At 41.6% G+C, this 15,944-nt stretch carries 14 protein-coding genes; all 14 read right to left on the bottom strand.

Features of this window, described 5'->3' with window-relative positions; translation table 11 throughout:
- Nucleotides 1-83: 83 nt before the first annotated feature.
- Complete coding sequence (locus PG086_RS03275; RefSeq protein ID WP_167266273.1) at nt 84-926, bottom strand: aldo/keto reductase; 843 nt, start codon at nt 924-926, stop codon at nt 84-86.
- An 81-nt stretch (nt 927-1,007) separates the two neighbouring features.
- Nucleotides 1,008-2,396, bottom strand: a complete 1,389-nt coding sequence (gene pgdA / locus PG086_RS03270) for a peptidoglycan-N-acetylglucosamine deacetylase PgdA (protein WP_270747832.1) — start codon at nt 2,394-2,396, stop codon at nt 1,008-1,010.
- A gap of 103 nt (nt 2,397-2,499) precedes the next feature.
- Nucleotides 2,500-4,227 carry a septation ring formation regulator EzrA gene (ezrA, locus tag PG086_RS03265; protein WP_167266279.1) on the bottom strand — a complete coding sequence of 576 codons (1,728 nt, stop codon included), beginning with the start codon at nt 4,225-4,227 and terminating at the stop codon, nt 2,500-2,502.
- A gap of 80 nt (nt 4,228-4,307) precedes the next feature.
- On the bottom strand, nt 4,308-6,254 hold the full coding sequence (gyrB, locus tag PG086_RS03260) for a DNA topoisomerase (ATP-hydrolyzing) subunit B (RefSeq protein ID WP_167266282.1): 1,947 nt from the start codon (nt 6,252-6,254) through the stop codon (nt 4,308-4,310).
- A gap of 13 nt (nt 6,255-6,267) precedes the next feature.
- Nucleotides 6,268-6,831 (bottom strand): HAD-IA family hydrolase, encoded by a 564-nt coding sequence (locus PG086_RS03255; RefSeq protein WP_279586244.1) that lies wholly within the window; start codon nt 6,829-6,831, stop codon nt 6,268-6,270.
- Nucleotides 6,832-6,920: 89 nt separating this feature from the next.
- Nucleotides 6,921-7,469: a DJ-1 family glyoxalase III gene (locus PG086_RS03250; RefSeq protein ID WP_270747831.1), complete on the bottom strand. Its 549-nt coding sequence runs from the start codon at nt 7,467-7,469 to the stop codon at nt 6,921-6,923.
- A gap of 10 nt (nt 7,470-7,479) precedes the next feature.
- Nucleotides 7,480-8,703, bottom strand: coding sequence for an FtsW/RodA/SpoVE family cell cycle protein (locus PG086_RS03245; RefSeq protein WP_084853879.1), 1,224 nt, complete (start codon nt 8,701-8,703; stop codon nt 7,480-7,482).
- A 5-nt stretch (nt 8,704-8,708) separates the two neighbouring features.
- Complete coding sequence (locus PG086_RS03240) at nt 8,709-11,198, bottom strand: bifunctional DnaQ family exonuclease/ATP-dependent helicase (RefSeq protein WP_420235658.1); 2,490 nt, start codon at nt 11,196-11,198, stop codon at nt 8,709-8,711.
- Nucleotides 11,199-11,397: 199 nt separating this feature from the next.
- On the bottom strand, nt 11,398-12,249 hold the full coding sequence (locus tag PG086_RS03235) for an NAD(P)H-hydrate dehydratase (RefSeq protein WP_270747829.1): 852 nt from the start codon (nt 12,247-12,249) through the stop codon (nt 11,398-11,400).
- Nucleotides 12,250-12,304: 55 nt separating this feature from the next.
- On the bottom strand, nt 12,305-13,078 hold the full coding sequence (locus PG086_RS03230) for an HAD hydrolase family protein (RefSeq protein WP_270747828.1): 774 nt from the start codon (nt 13,076-13,078) through the stop codon (nt 12,305-12,307).
- A gap of 4 nt (nt 13,079-13,082) precedes the next feature.
- Complete coding sequence (locus tag PG086_RS03225) at nt 13,083-13,940, bottom strand: bifunctional methylenetetrahydrofolate dehydrogenase/methenyltetrahydrofolate cyclohydrolase (protein ID WP_270747827.1); 858 nt, start codon at nt 13,938-13,940, stop codon at nt 13,083-13,085.
- A 148-nt stretch (nt 13,941-14,088) separates the two neighbouring features.
- Complete coding sequence (locus PG086_RS03220) at nt 14,089-14,409, bottom strand: TfoX/Sxy family protein (RefSeq protein ID WP_242745803.1); 321 nt, start codon at nt 14,407-14,409, stop codon at nt 14,089-14,091.
- A 33-nt stretch (nt 14,410-14,442) separates the two neighbouring features.
- Nucleotides 14,443-15,177, bottom strand: coding sequence for an amino acid ABC transporter ATP-binding protein (locus tag PG086_RS03215; RefSeq protein WP_000140969.1), 735 nt, complete (start codon nt 15,175-15,177; stop codon nt 14,443-14,445).
- Nucleotides 15,177-15,860: an amino acid ABC transporter permease gene (locus tag PG086_RS03210; RefSeq protein ID WP_001011622.1), complete on the bottom strand. Its 684-nt coding sequence runs from the start codon at nt 15,858-15,860 to the stop codon at nt 15,177-15,179. Before PG086_RS03210 ends, PG086_RS03215 begins: the two co-directional genes overlap by 1 nt.
- Nucleotides 15,861-15,944 lie beyond the last annotated feature (84 nt).

Genomic DNA, 15,944 nt, shown 5'->3' with positions numbered 1-15,944 from the left:
ATAATTTAGATTTTTTATACACAAAAAGACTAGGATTTAAAATTCCTAGTCTTTGTTATTTCGGTATAAACAGATTTCACAAACTAAAAATCCATCTCATCCACACGAGGTGCGCCCGAAGTCACTGAAATTGTCTTTAAGACTTCTCGCTCGTCTTTGCTGAGTTCAATTCCAAAACAGTCAAGATTGTTCTGGATGCGAGAAGCCGTCACTGACTTAGGTAGGGGTAAAAATCCTTCTGCCAAACTCCAAGCCAAGGCAATTTGGGCCACTGATTTCCCATGCTTAGCAGCAATTTTTTGGACTTCTTTCTTATCAAACAACTCCCCTTGCCCAAATGGTCCCCAAGCCTCTAAGAGAATTCCTTTCTCTTTACAGTAGTCAACCACTTCCTCTTGATAAACTCCTGGCGCCAAGCGAACCTGATTGACCGCCGGGATGATTCTTGCTGTCTCAAGCAAAGCATCCAAATGATGGGGAAGGAAATTACTAACGCCGATAGCACGGATTTTGCCTTCTTGGTAAAGATCCTCCATCGCTCTCCAGACTTCAGCATTGCGAGTTTTCCATTCGGCATTTTCTCTTAGTGGTTTTGGATTTGGCCAATGGATCAGGTACAAATCTAGATAGTCCAATCCCAGTTTTTCCATTGATTCTTCAAATGCTTGGTGAGCTTCTTCATAGCTGTGATTGGTATTCCAGAGTTTGGTCGTTACAAAGATTTCTTGGCGAGGAATACCGCTATCTCGAATAGCGCGACCAACACTCTCCTCATTTTTGTAGATAGCTGCAGTATCGATATGACGATAACCAGCCTTCAAGGCTTCTAAAACAGCTTGGTAGGCTACCTCTCCATTTTCAGCTTTCCATGTTCCAAATCCTAAAACTGGGATTGAAACTCCATTATTAAGGGTGTAAGATTTCATCGTTTTTCCTTTCTATGTGAAGAAAATCTAAAGAAACAAAATTCTGATTATCAGAACACTTGCTCCTTTAGATTTTAACAATTATTGATCACGGTCGTAATAGATCTCGTGAGCCTTCAAGCGAGAATTGAGCAATTCAGGAACGGTCACAAATGTATAACCCTCACCCTTTAAATACTCAATGACACTTGGTAGAGAATTAACAGAAGGAGCATGGATATCATGCATGAGAATGATAGAACCATTACGAACTTGGTGTTGAATTTCTGTCAAAATAGCAGCTTCATTCTTACTCTTCCAGTCTAAACTATCCACATCCCACATGATAAAACTCAAGTCAAGACTATTTCGAATATCATCAGTGATGGCACCATAAGGTGGACGCATCAGTTTAGAGCTTGATCCTAAAACTTGAGTCAACAAATCTTCTGTATCAGTGATTTGCTTTTTAGCATCTTCGAGGGATAATTTAGAAAGGATAGGGTGATCCCAGCTATGATTTCCCACAACATGACCTTCCGATTTCATTCGTTTCAGAAGATCCTCATTTCCTGCTATGTTTTTTCCAAGTACAAAGAAGGTTGCTTTTACACCATACTTAGCCAAGGTATCCAAGGCTTGTGGAGTTGTAGTCGGATTAGGACCATCATCAAAGGTCAAGGCTACAACCTTTTTATTTTTCTTGGCAAAGTAAGCTTGATAAAGTTCAGCATCTTTTTCTAGTAAATAAGAGGAATCAATGACATCAAAGAAACTGGATATTGGTAAAGCAATTTCTTCAACAGTCTCTCCAGGATTAGCAGGATAAAGGATAATTTGACTATCTTTATAATCAAAACTCCAAGATGCCAAATCCTGATCTGTGAAGTTTTTGACAACCTGATCAATTTTTGCCTGGTCAAGTTTCTTATCTTCTAGAGTTGATTTGATTTGACTTAGTAAGAGTTCCTTAGCCTTGCTTGCATCTTTAAAAAGTTTACTGAGGTCAAAATCTTTCCCATCTTCAGTCAAGAAAATTTTTCCTAAAGAAGTCTTTTCTTTTTCTTCAACCTTTGATGCAGACAAATCGTAGACTTGCTTGCTGATATTACGAGCAACAACTCCCTTTAAGACAGGATCCAGCTGTTCAGTATAATAAAAGACCAGATCCTCTTTATCTTCTAGATTTTCTTTGATGTCTTGGTTGATTTTTTCTCTAATAGACGCAATAACTTCCTCTCCTTGCAGAGGGTAGTAGGCAATCACCTCCGCTTGCCCTTTTCGGAAATGGTCCCTCTGACTACCTGAGTTGAATTGCTGATCCTTTTCGCTTTTTAACGCTTCAATTTTTTGTTCATAAGATTGCTTTTGTAGAACCTTGTAGCCAATGGCACTTCCCAAAAGAATCATAGCGATTCCTAAGATCCCAACAAAGGAAAGCAATATACTTCTCTTTTTATCGTGAGAAACACGGTTCATATTTTTCTTCATATTTCCATCATATCAAATCAAAGCTATTATTTCAATGATAAACAGGTAATCTAGCTCCATTTCAAAAATAAAGAAAAAGCTTAGAGTTCTCTAAGCTTCTATTTTAAAAGCGAATTGCTTCACGTGTTTTTTCATATGAAGTCACAAAACGATTTGTAACTCCTGGTTCTGCAACTTCCAAGGCTTGAGAAATCTTCTCAAATGATGCCCGATAGTCAAACTCTTTCTCAAAAATTTCAAGTGCTTCGTTGAAAGCCTCTTGGATGCGTTCATCAAATGAACGGTAACGATTTGAGTATTGGAGAAGTTGCTCTGTCAAAGTTGCATACTGAACAATATCGTATGTTTCTGTCTCAAGTACTGCCATATCATTCGTTGCAATTTCAAGAATTCGCTTAACAGATTCAATATTAACCTGCGGTTGTTCTAGCTCCGCCATCAAATCTTCAGTGTTATGACTTGCAGTAAAGAAGAGTTTCAAAAAACTTTGAGGGATTCCTGGTAAGTTTCGCTTTTCCATGTAACGTTTGATGGTGTGCAAACGATTCACATAGACATTTGCTTTTTGGCGAGCATTGAGGTCGTCTTTTTCAATTTGCGCAAGTCGTTCGCTCACAGAAATTTGCTCATCTTCAATATCTTTGAGATTGCTTTGAAGCATTTCCAACTGTTCTTCAAGAACAGAATAGGCTTGAGCAGATTCTCTTTGATCCTCTGTTATTTCTAAAATAGCAGTATCAAGTGCAGCTAATTCTTCTTGAAGTCGGCGAACATGATTTCCATCACTTTCTGGAAGAAGATAAGTTTTATTCAGGCGTTCAAGATCTTGAACAAGCACCTGGTTATTTTCTTTCAAGTGGTTGAGATAGGTTGGAAGTGTTGAGAGGAGATTCTCAACGACTTTTTGAGCCTCAATTTCACGAGTGAAAATATCATAAAGTGCGTTGATTTCTTCTTGAATGCGATTATTTTCATACTCTGCATTGTCCAACTCCAACTGACGAATGTTTTCTTGATTATTCTTCAAAGATTCATGCAAAAGTTGGAAACGTGACTCAATATCTGTTTCAGTAAAGTGGTAGTTGGCATCCAACAACTTGCGATAGCCTTCTTCCAAATCTGCTAATTGATCTGGTAATTCCTTTGTCAAGGTTTCAACAAGAGCTGGAATCCGATCAACAATATGCGTTAGAGCAAGAATATGATTTTCAGTATCATCTAAGATTGCTGCAGCTTCGACTGGGTCACCTGATGAGTTAAGAGTAACGAATTGAGAGAATTCCGATTGGATGTTTTCCAATTGTTTCTCAATCTCAGGAAGAGCTTTTCCATATTTCTCTGAATCTTCTGCAACGGTATGTTGAAGGGTTTCAAACAAGTCCAAAGCATGTAGGACACGACCACTGTTCTTAGATTCTTGCTTTTCGAGTTCAGAAAGGGCATTGCGAATAGCTGCAATATCCTCTTCAATCAAACTAATCTGGCTTTCAATTTGATCAATCTTGTGAGCTGCTTTAAAGAAACGAAAAGAATTATTGTAGTTTTCAGCTTCAAAGAGGTGATTTTCGATGTCTGCAAATGAGTTCAGAGATAAATCAACCCATTTTTGATTCCATTCACGAAAGGTTACCTGACTTTGACCAATCAAGTGCATATTTTTAACGGCTTCAACCTCATCATTTACAGGAAGGTTGTAGAGTTCTTCTTTTCTTTCTTCAAGCGCCGTTAATCTGCTTACATTACGCTTACGTAGAAAAATGGCTGTTACATAAGCTAAAATCAAAATGACCGCAATCGCAACCATTAGATAAATTAGTTGTCCATTAGACATATCAAACTCCTTTTATACTAGAAACAATCGTAATGATTATATCATATTTTTTAAACCAAGGGAACTATTTCCCACATTTTTTAGACGTCAAGTGTACTGTAAACAGCGTTTTCTTCGATAAATTCGCGACGAGGTTCTACCCGATCGCCCATCAACATATCAAAGATTCTATCTGCTTCAGCAGCATCATCTACTGAAACACGCGCCATCAAGCGATGTTCTGGATCCATGGTTGTTTCCCACAATTGGTGGTCATCCATTTCTCCCAACCCTTTATAACGTTGGATGGTTGGCTTTGAGCGTCCTTCACTATGACGTGCTAAGGCTTCTTGGAGTTTAATTTCTTGATCTGTACCTGGCTGGATGTATTCTTTGATCTCACTTCCAACTTTAACCCCATAAATCGGTGGTTGGGCAATATAAACATAACCAGCTTCTAGGATTGGTTTCATGTAGCGGTAAATCAAGGTTAGCAAGAGAGTTCGAATGTGGGCTCCATCAACATCGGCATCGGTCATCAAAACGAGTTTTTGGTAACGAGCCTTAGTAACATCGAATTCTGCACCAAATCCTGTTCCCATGGCTGTGAAGAGGCTCCGAATTTCTTCGTTGGCAAGAATTTTATCCATACTAGCCTTTTCAACGTTCAAGATCTTACCACGAATTGGTAAGATAGCTTGGAACTCACGGTTACGACCAGATTTAGCTGATCCACCAGCCGAGTCTCCTTCGACGATGAAGAGTTCGGTTTCAGCAGGATTATTTGAAGAACAGTCTGCTAGTTTTCCTGGAAGATTGGAAATTTCCAAACCAGATTTCTTGCGCGTGACTTCACGCGCACGCTTGGCGGCCACACGAGCCTTGGCAGCCAAAACCCCTTTTTCCACGATGCGCTTAGCAATCTGTGGATTTTCCATGAGAAAATCAGAGAAGGCCTCGCTGAAGAGGCGATTGGTGATCTTAACTACTTCACTATTGCCCAGCTTAGTCTTGGTTTGTCCTTCAAACTGCGGATTTGGATGTTTAACTGAGATAACTGCAGTCAAGCCTTCGCGAACATCTTCCCCTGTTAGGTTGTCTTCATTGTCTTTTAGCAGCTTATTTTTGCGGGCATAATCATTGATAACACGCGTCAGTGCTGTACGGAAACCTTGCTCATGCGTTCCACCTTCATGGGTGTGAATATTATTGGCGAAACTCATGACATTTTCGTGGTAACCGGTTGTGTACTGCATGGCTACTTCAACAGTAATATCATCCATCTCACCATCTGTGTAGATTGGTGTGTCAAAGATAACATCCTTGTTCTCGTTGATATATTCAACGTAACTAGCAATCCCACCTTCATAGTGGTAATGCTTGCTTTGTTCGAGACCTTCACGCTTATCTGTGATGGAGATTCGAAGCCCCCGGTTCAAAAAGGCTAGTTCTTGAATGCGTTTATTTAATTTGTCAAAGTCAAAAGTTGTTGTTTCTGTAAAAATCTCTGGGTCCGGCGTGAAGTGAACTGTTGTTCCCGTTTTATCCGTATCTCCAACCACCTCAAGATCAGCAACGACATTCCCACGGTGGTATTCTTGATAATAAATTTTTCCGTTTTTATGAACCCGAACATCTAGTTGAGTTGAAAGGGCATTTACTACTGATGAACCCACACCGTGCAATCCACCTGATACCTTGTATCCGCCACCGCCGAATTTTCCTCCAGCGTGAAGAACAGTAAAGACGGTCTCAACGGCAGGACGTCCTGTCTTTTCCTGAATGTCAACAGGAATACCACGTCCATCATCCACAACGGTGATGGAATTATCTGGTTCAATAAGGACTTGGATATGACTGGCAAATCCTGCTAGGGCTTCATCAATTGAATTATCAACGATTTCCCAGACTAGATGGTGAAGGCCTTCTTTTGAAGTCGACCCAATATACATACCTGGACGCATACGAACGGCCTCCAACCCCTCCAAAACTTGAATTTGGCTGGCATCATAATCCTGTGCCTGTTGATTTTTGATTTCTTCTGTCATTTTTTCCCTTTTCTTACATGTCTATTGCTTGTCTCAGTGTCACAACGTTTTTAAAAAGATAGGCATCTAAGCCGGCAGCTTTCCCTGCTTCTACATCAATATTCCTGTCTCCAATGACCAAACCGGATGAGATATGATATTTATCACGTAAATAAATCATGGACTCAGGATCTGGTTTTCGTTTGAAACCGGAACTGGCAGTCACGACTTCTGTGAAATAGTCAGCTATCTGAGTCTTTGCAAGAAGTTCTAGAACTTGGTCATTTCGATGAGAAACTAAGAAATGACGGCCACCCTTGTCAGAAATGTCTTTGAGTAGTTCTGGAATCCCTTCAAACAAAACTGGATACTCTAGCTCACGCGCTTCATTATCTTTGTAGTTTTCTAAAAAATTCTCGATGTCTGGGGCAAACTTCTCAATGGCAAAAGCTGTCGAAACCTTTAAGGCTTCGTAAACACGGTCGTGTTCTTGCTCTATTCCGTATTGGGCTAAGGTCTCTACAAAGGCTGCTGTAGAAGTCTCATAATTATCCAATAGGGTGCCACCTAAATCCCATATGTAGTCGTGATATTTCATACCCTTCATTATACCATTTTTTTATGAAAAAAGCGATGATTTCCTAGATTTTTCCAAGTAAAAACGAGAGCCGAACTCTCGTCTTACTGTTAATTTCCAAAGACATCTCGATAGAGCATGCCGACTCGTAAACTTTCAGCATCCCCTCCCAACTGCTCTACCAACTCATAGGCAAAGGCAAGTGCGGTTGACGGTCCTCGGCTAGTTGTTAGATTGCCATCCACAACCACTGTTTGCTTTTGATAAATTCCATCACTGATGTTCTCCTGAACACCGTCATAACAGGTGAAGCGCTTGTCTTTCAGGATACCTGCTTGATGGAGGGCGATTGGAGCTGCACAGATGGCAGCAATTTTCTTTCCTGCTTGATTAAAGGCTTTAATCTGTGAAATGAGGGCTTGATTATCCCGTAGGTGAGCTGAGCCTGGCATGCCACCTGGAAGAACGACCAAGTCATAGTCAGACAAATCACCATCAAAGATACGGTCGGCTTTTACCTGAATGTCATGTGATCCTGTCACGTGCTCTTCAAATCCTACCATATCACATGAAATGTTTGCTCGACGCAAGACATCAACTACTGTCAAGGCTTCAATTTCTTCAAAACCCTGGGCTAAGATAACTGCTACTGTTGCCATAGTGGCCTCCTTATTTGATTTGTTTTAGGACGACTTTCTTTCGTTTGAATGGAACTTTTCCACTTTTCTCCTCCGCTAGGTTTGTCTGGTAACTCATAGACAAAAGGAGACCAACACCAATGAGGTTACTAATAATTGCGGAGCCCCCTTGAGAAATGAAAGGCAGAGGAATCCCTGTCAAAGGAAGCAAGCCTGTCACGGCACCGATATTTTCAAAGATATGGAAGAGCAACATCATGATAAAACCAGTCGAAATGTAGGTGTAGAACTGGTTATTTGACCTGAGCGTAATCTTCAACATCCGGTAAATAAGAAGTAAGTACAGGGCAACGACAAAGACCGAACCAATAAAGCCAAAATCTTCAGCAATCACTGTGAAAATCATATCACTCTCACGTACTGGAATGAGGAGATTGGACACATTGAAACCTTGCCCAAACAAGCCACCACTTCCAATCGCAATTTGTCCCTGCGCCTGTTGGTAAGTCGTTGTTTGCGCGAAGTCAAAGGGATTGAGCCAAGCCAAGATGCGGTTGATCTGGTAGGTTGGCATCCCAATCTGATGCAAGAAGGCACGTCCATCCTTGCTTATAAAGATGGCCATGAAGCCTGCAACTGCAGTCACTCCTGTCGCAAAAACAGGAATGATAATCTTCCACGAAACACCTGAAAGGAGAACCATGCCTGCAAAAATAGCTACAAAGACCAAGGCAGTCCCCAAGTCACTTTGTAGGGCTAAGAGGATCAAGACTGGGATGGTAAAGGCGATCATCCAACCAATCAATAGGAAATCCAAGGGAATAGTCCGTCGCCATTCCTTGTGTTTTTGCGTGAATTGTACGATGACTCGAGCCGACATCAAGATATAGGAAATCTTCATGAACTCCGATGGCTGAAAGAGTGTCGTTCCACCAATCGATACCCAGTTCTTGGCACCTGTTGACGCTACAAGATTTGGATTGTAGAAAACAAGGGGTAGGACCATCAAAGCTAGCCCCAGACCATAAAGATAAGGAGTCGCCTTCCATAAAAACTCCGTATTGAAGAACATGACGACAAACCCAATGACAAGCCCTAAAGCAATCCAGGCGATTTGCTGACCCAGTATTGGAAGTACATTATTGGGATAGTCATGACTAACTGCTATATAAATGGCCACTACTCCAATCACCAGTAAACAAAACACTGGTAGGAGGAGGCTATAATCGACTCGTGAGTCGAAGGAACGTTTCATATTTTTTACCTTTTCTCTTTCTTGGATTTTTCTTTCATTCTATTGCGACGGGATTGGAGAAAATCAGCTACAGCAGGCTCTAGCTGGTCTCTAGAAAGAACCTGAACAGCCCTTTCTTTTGACAAGGCCTGAGCGATTTGTTTGCCGTAACGCTTGCTGACAACACGACTGTCTAAGATTACAGCAACCGAACCTTGGTCAGGATGTCTAACAGTACGACCCAGGGCTTGTTTTAGCCGAATGATAGCCATCGGCAACTGATAATCATAAAAGGGATTTTTCCCTTCTTGACGCAGTTCTTGGTTTAATTTTTTGGTTAACGGTTCTTGGGGGTTTTGGAAAGGCAATCTCGGAATCACTTGAATTACACAAGGATGGGTTGAAAAATCAACCCCTTCCCAGAAACTACCTGTTCCAAGCAAGATCTGGCGTTCGCCTTTTTCAAAACGTTTTTTCAGTTGGCTTGGTTCCCCATTTTTATACTGAGCTAGATGCGGTTGGTCGAGCAAGTCTGAAACTGCCAGCAACATCTCTTTTGAGGTAAACAAAACCAATAAAGGTTCTTGAAAGACTTGTAACCTTCGAATAACAGAAGCCACTTCACTAGCATAGTCAACAGGTGAAACTTCTGTCACAAGAGGAAAATCATCGACTAGAAAGACTTCTTGTTGCTCCTGTTTTGCTACATCAAGCCTAACAAGCGGAGCATCTGGAAATCCCAATAAATCTGCTAAGGAAACCCGATTGCTGATTTCAAGAGTGGCCGATACTCCTAGGAGTCTGCAATCTTCTGGCAATAGGTCTGCTAGTATAAAGCGGCCTTTTTTGCTTGAACAAATCAAAACGTCCTTGCTCGATTTTTCTGCTGTAGCAAGCCAAAATTCACGGTCCGAGGTGAAAAAGTTTGCAATCTCTCGATACTCTAGGAGAGCTAACTCCGAAAAATGCTGGCGCAACTCTTCAAGAGAATCCAACCACTTTCCATTCTTCAGACCTGACTGATAGTGCTCTATCAAGTAACGACATTCAAAAGCAATACTCTCAAGCAAGCGCTTCTGAACCAAATCTTCCTCTGTCTCCAAGGACTTTTCAATTTGGGTTACAAGCTCCTCAAGGCGATAAGCCTGCTGGGCTAGATTTTCAAGAGCTAGCAGCATTTTTTGAGCTTCATCCAAAATCACCAAACGATTGTCGACAAACTCTGGATTGTCTTCCAAACGAGTGACCAGATAGGCATGATTGGTCAGAAGAACACGACTGGTCTTGGCCTTTTCCTGCCCTCGTTTCCAAAAATCCTCTGTAGCAAATAAACTTTTCTTTGAAAGCTTGCCATCGTGGACTAGTTCCGGCAGAAAGTGCTGGTAGCGATAAAGCTGCCCGATTTCGTCCAAGTCACCTGTCTCTGTCTCTGTTAGCCAGATGAGCAGTTGCATTTTAAAGCGTGTGAAGAGGCGATTGGACTCCGGTCGATGGAGGACTTGGTGAAAAGCATCCAATTTCAAGTAATTTTGAGGCCCCTTGAGACTATGAATTTCCAGATGGAAGACCTCTTTTAAGTGCTGACCTTCTTCTTGCATGATTTGATTTTGAAGAATTTTGGTCGGAACACTCACTAAGATACCTGCTTGACTCTCCAAGTTCAAAGCTGGGAGGAGATAACCATAAGTCTTGCCCAGTCCCGTTTGGGCTTGGATAAAGGAAGTCTGGTGTTCTTCCAATAATTGCTCAACCTTCTCCGCAAAATCCAGCTGCTGCGGACGTTCCTCCAGCCCCAATAAAGAAATATTTTTAGCAAAATCTTTGGATAACTTTCGTGGGACTAAGCCTTTGCTTTCCTTTTTGAGGAAAAGCCCATGAAGTTCCATCAAGTCTGGCGAAGACAAGAGAGATTGTTGCTGATAGACCTCCTCAATCACCAGATAACTTTCATAGAGAAGGTTGTCTGCAAGGTTTAATAAGCTTTCTAAAAGCCCTTTAGGTAGCTCAAAAAGTTTTTGACGCATGTAAAGCAAGAGTTCAGCTGTTGCTTGAGCATCTGACAGGGCAGTATGGGCATGTTCCAGCTCAATGCCCAACTCTTGACAAAGAATACCTAGATTGTACTTTTCAAATTGAGGATATAGAACTTGGGCTAACTCAACAGTATCCACCCGCGGGGTGCGCAATTCATATCCTTCAAAAAAGAGGAATTCTGCAAGGAGGTTGGCATCAAATTGTACATTGTGCGCAACAAAAATACCGTCCTTAACCAATTCAAAAATTTTTCCGGCCACCTGAGAAAACTCTGGTGCCGCAGCCAAACGCTGATCGGTTAGACCCGTTAATTCTTTGATATGAGAATCCAAGGGTTCATGGGGATTGACATCGGTCGCATACTGATCGATTATTTCACCATTCTCAATCACCACAATGCCTACTTGAATAATTTTTGCCTTGCTTCCAGTGCTGGTCGCCTCTAAATCAACGACCACATACCGATCATTTCTCGCATTCATCATTAAAAATTATATCAAAAAAAGCATGATTTGACACCCCTCAACTTTGATAACAGTCTCGCTTTAATTGCGAGTTTGAGTAAAAATCAAGACCTTAAAATAGAGAATTTCACGCAAGTTCAGTAGTTGGTCGCTGGTTCTGAGGTATTTGAAAACCTTATCAACAAAGCTACATCAACATAAAAAGGCAACCAAGGTATTAGCTGCCTTTTTGAGATATTTTTTTCATTGTTTTCGGAAGAGCCTTGCTAATTTCTGTTGGCAGGACAAAATAGTTTTCTTGAGCTAGTTCTTGCGCAATAGCTGAATGAAGGTGAGTCGCTACCACTACCCTCTCATAGAGGTTGACTTGGTCAAACTGACCTGCAAAACCTGCAATCATCCCAGCAAGAGTATCTCCCATTCCACCAGTTGCTTGATAGGGGCCTCCAACCTGTAACCGATAATATTCGGACTGACCAGCTTGCCAGATACGAGTTGCCGGACCTTTCTCAACTAAAATCGTTCCTTGAGGAAAAGCTGAAAGAGCTCTAGCAGTCGTCTCTGTATTTTGATGGTCAAGAACTATACCAGACAGTCTTTCCCATTCCTTTTGGTGGGGAGTTAGGATGAGCTGACTGGAAGGAAATGGTAACTGGCCGTTTGCTAAGATGCCCAAAGCACCGCCATCTGCAATCATAATCTGGTCTTTTCTAAGGCTGTTACAGACCCGTTTTACGAGTTCTTCTCCGAATGCATCCTCTCGCAAACCCGGACCTAACAAGACAACTTCTGCCTTCCCTATCTGTTCCTTTAGTAATGCTTTATCCTTTAGAGAAAAGGCCATAGCCTCAGGTAAATGACTGTGCAGAGCTGGAATATTTTCCCTATCCGTTCCAACGGTCACCAATCCTGCACCGCTTTTTACAGCTGCAATGGCTGACATGATGATAGCTCCCCCATAAGGATAAGTCCCTCCTAGTAAGAGCAGGTGACCGTAATCTCCCTTATGACTGTGACGAGAACGTTCCATAATGACTTTTTCTAGTAAAGTTCGATCAATCACTTTCATCGTTTTTTCCTCTCACTCCATTATACTACAAAAGGAGGGCAAACCTCCTTCTACACTATTTTCCCTTAAATTCCGCAAAAGTCTGTAAGATCTTAGCTGCCACTGCTGGAGAAGGAGCTCCTTTTAGCTCTAACGTGTCATCTGCATATGGAGTAAGACCAGCAAAATCTCCTATCTGGACTGAATAGAGCGACGTTTTAAATAGTTCAATATCGTTTTGGTCATTTCCAAAAGCGATGAAGTTCTCCCCACATAACTTTTCAACAGTTGTCGCCTTATGAGTATCCAAGGGATTAACATAAAGGCACTTTTCATGCGCATGATAGGAGAGACGAGCCTGTCCTAGTCTTTCTAGCTGACCAAGCAGATCATCAAGCAAATCCTCATGGTCACCCATATAAACGACTACCTTAATCGGAGTCCCTAAGTCCTCAAGTTTCTGATGACGAGCCACCTTTAGGGGATCCACACTGGAAATAAATGGAATCTTCTCTACAATCTGACCACTATAGTCAAAGCAATCATCTACAAAGAAAGGAAGATTATAAGTCTGGCAATAATCCACTAGCGCCTGATAAACTCTAGCATCGAGATTCCTTTCGAAGATAGCCCGCCCCAGATGATAGGCTACGCCACCATTCAATCCTATGACCAAGCGCTGACTGAGTTTAGGGCCTAATAAACCCAAGCAATCCCGATAAGAGCGGGCTGAGGCAAACACAAGCTCATGTCCATAATCTTCAGCCTTTAAAAGAACCTGCTTAATCTCCTCATCTATGGTCATGTAGTCAAAAGATAGCGTTCCATCCAGGTCAAATACGAATTTCATCTTTCTAGTCCTTGTTTAGTGTTCGAAGCGCTGCCTGAAAGGTTTGCTCCATTAGCATGGTAATCGTCATAGGACCAACTCCACCCGGTACAGGTGTGATGTGGCTAGCAAGTGGTGCAACGGCATCATAATCAACATCTCCACAAAGCTTGCCATTTTCATCGCGATTCATCCCAACGTCAATGACAACCGCTCCTGGTTTGACAAAGTCAGCAGTCACAAACTTAGCACGACCGATAGCAACGACAAGAATATCCGCCTTAGCAGCCACCTTGGCAAGATGATGGGTCCGTGAGTGGGTCAAGGTCACAGTCGCATTCTTGGCTAAAAGAAGCTGAGCCATCGGTTTTCCAACGATATTTGAGCGACCGATAACAACCGCATTTTTACCTTCCAACTCAATCCCATACTCATGAAACATCTCCATAATTCCTGCAGGTGTCGAAGGAATCATAACCGGATGACCAGACCAGAGACGCCCCATGTTTAGGGGGTGGAAACCATCCACGTCTTTTTCGGGGTCAATAGCTAATAAAACTGCCTCTTCGTCAATATGTTTTGGCAAAGGTAATTGAACCAAAATCCCATGCCATGCTGGATCTTGATTGTATTTGGAAATCAAGTCTAACAATTCCGCTTGGCTAATGGTCTCTGGAACTCGCACGACTTCACTACGGAAGCCAGCAGCGAGAGCTGACCGTTCCTTGTTGCGAACGTAGACTTGGCTGGCAGGATTGTCCCCCACCAAAATCACTACCAATCCTGGAACTAGACCTGTTTCTTCTTTTAGTTTGACCGTCTTTTCAGCCAACTGTCCTTGTAACTTAGCTGCAAGAGCCTTCCCATCAATAATCTGTGCCATATCTCTTCTCTTTTCTATCAAATATCCTCTATTATATCAAAAAATAACTCGCCATTCTAACACTTCTTGCCTAATGGACCTTATAGTCAAAAACTATAAGAAAAAGCCCTTATCGAGCTTTTATGCTTATTTATACTAGGTAAACTTGTCATGCTTTCTTTTTGACTTTTGGAGCCGGTAAGACTTCATACATCTCCTTGATTAATCTCATTAGAAATGATTTATCTTCAATGTCTTCTATCAAAATCATCTCCTTAGCTCCTTCATAAGGACGTTCAAGCCTAGTCTGTCCCAGTTGATCCAAGACCAGCTTCACAGGCTTCAGTAACAAACGATTATCATAGATTCCTCCAATAATCTTTCCACGATAATAAAGAATATACTCTCCCATCATTGGACGATAACTCATCTCCTCTAGCTCCGATAGCTGTTCGAGAATAAAATCTAAATATTCTTTACTGGAAGCCATGATGCCTACTCCATTTCTTCTAAAAATGAGGTCTTACAAAACCTTACTCAAAAATTCCTTGGTCCGTTGTTCTTTTGTTTGATCGAAAATCTCCTCTGGCGTTCCATCTTCGACAACAACACCATCCGCCATAAAGATGACACGGTCTGCTACCTCACGCGCAAAGCCCATTTCATGAGTCACAATCACCATGGTCATCCCTGACTTGGCAAGGTCTTGCATAACAGCTAGAACTTCTCCAACCATCTCAGGGTCTAGGGCTGAAGTCGGCTCATCAAAGAGCAAAACATCTGGCTCCATAGCAAGTCCACGTGCAATGGCAATCCGTTGCTGCTGACCACCTGACAAACTCTGAGGATAGGCCGTTGCCTTATCTGGCAAGCCAACTTTTTCTAACAGTTCCTGTGCTCTTTTCTCCGCAACTTCCTTGCTTTCACCTTTGGTTTTAATTGGGGACAAAGTGATATTTTCCATCACTGTCATATTGGGAAACAGGTTGAATTGTTGGAATACCATACCCATCTTTTCACGCATAGCAAAAAGGTCATTTTTCTTATCCGTAATATCAACTCCTTCAAAGATAACCTTACCTTTACTTGCTTCTTCAAGGAGATTCATCGAACGAAGGAGGGTTGATTTTCCGCTCCCTGACGGACCGATAATGACCACAACTTCTCCTCGTTTAATCTCAAGGTTGATGCCTTTTAAAACTTCATTTTTCCCAAAAGACTTATGTAGTTCTTCAATTCTAATCAAGGTTTCTGTCATTATTTCTTGTCTCCTTGTCCAATATGTTTTTCAAATGCTTTCAACGCCACTGTCAAAACAGAGGTCATAATCAAATAGTAAAAGGCTGCAAATAAAAGAGGAGTCAGCGGTAAATAAGTTGTTGTTGCTACTGTCGTTGCACCATTCCACAACTCCATCACCCCAATCGCCGACAAGAGGGAACTATCCTTGATAATGGTGATAAATTCATTTCCCAGCGCTGGAAGAATATTCTTGATAGCTTGTGGCAAAATGACATAACGCATGGCATTTTTGGGACGAATACCAAGAGAGTAAGCGGCCTCTAACTGCCCTTTAGGAACCGCATTGATCCCCGCACGAACAGTTTCTGAAACGTAAGCACCACTATTCATAGAAATAATCAAAATACCAGGAATCAAACGAGAAAGATCAACTCCTAAAATTCCCACTTGGATAGTCGGAGCATTGATATGCATAAGAGCAAAGGCAATCATTATTTGAACCATCATTGGCGTCCCACGGAAAATCCAAACATACACATTTGCAAACCAAACGAGCGGTTTAAAGCGTGAACGTTGGGCAAAGGCCAGTAACACACCTATAATAGTTCCTAAGCAGACAACAAGGATGGAAATCAATACGGTAATCAGAGCACCATAGTTAAAATATGGTAAATACTTTGGTAAAAAAGAAAAATTCATATTCAATCAACTTTCTATGTATTAGATTGTATGATTATAACATGAATTGAATTAAAATGCAATTCTTTTTCACCAATTTTAACA

Source organism: Streptococcus halitosis, assembly GCF_027691175.1.
Classification (GTDB): Bacteria; Bacillota; Bacilli; order Lactobacillales; family Streptococcaceae; genus Streptococcus; species Streptococcus halitosis_A.
The sequence above is the reverse complement of the archived record's forward strand: the minus strand, read 5'-3'. Positions and strand labels throughout refer to the sequence as shown.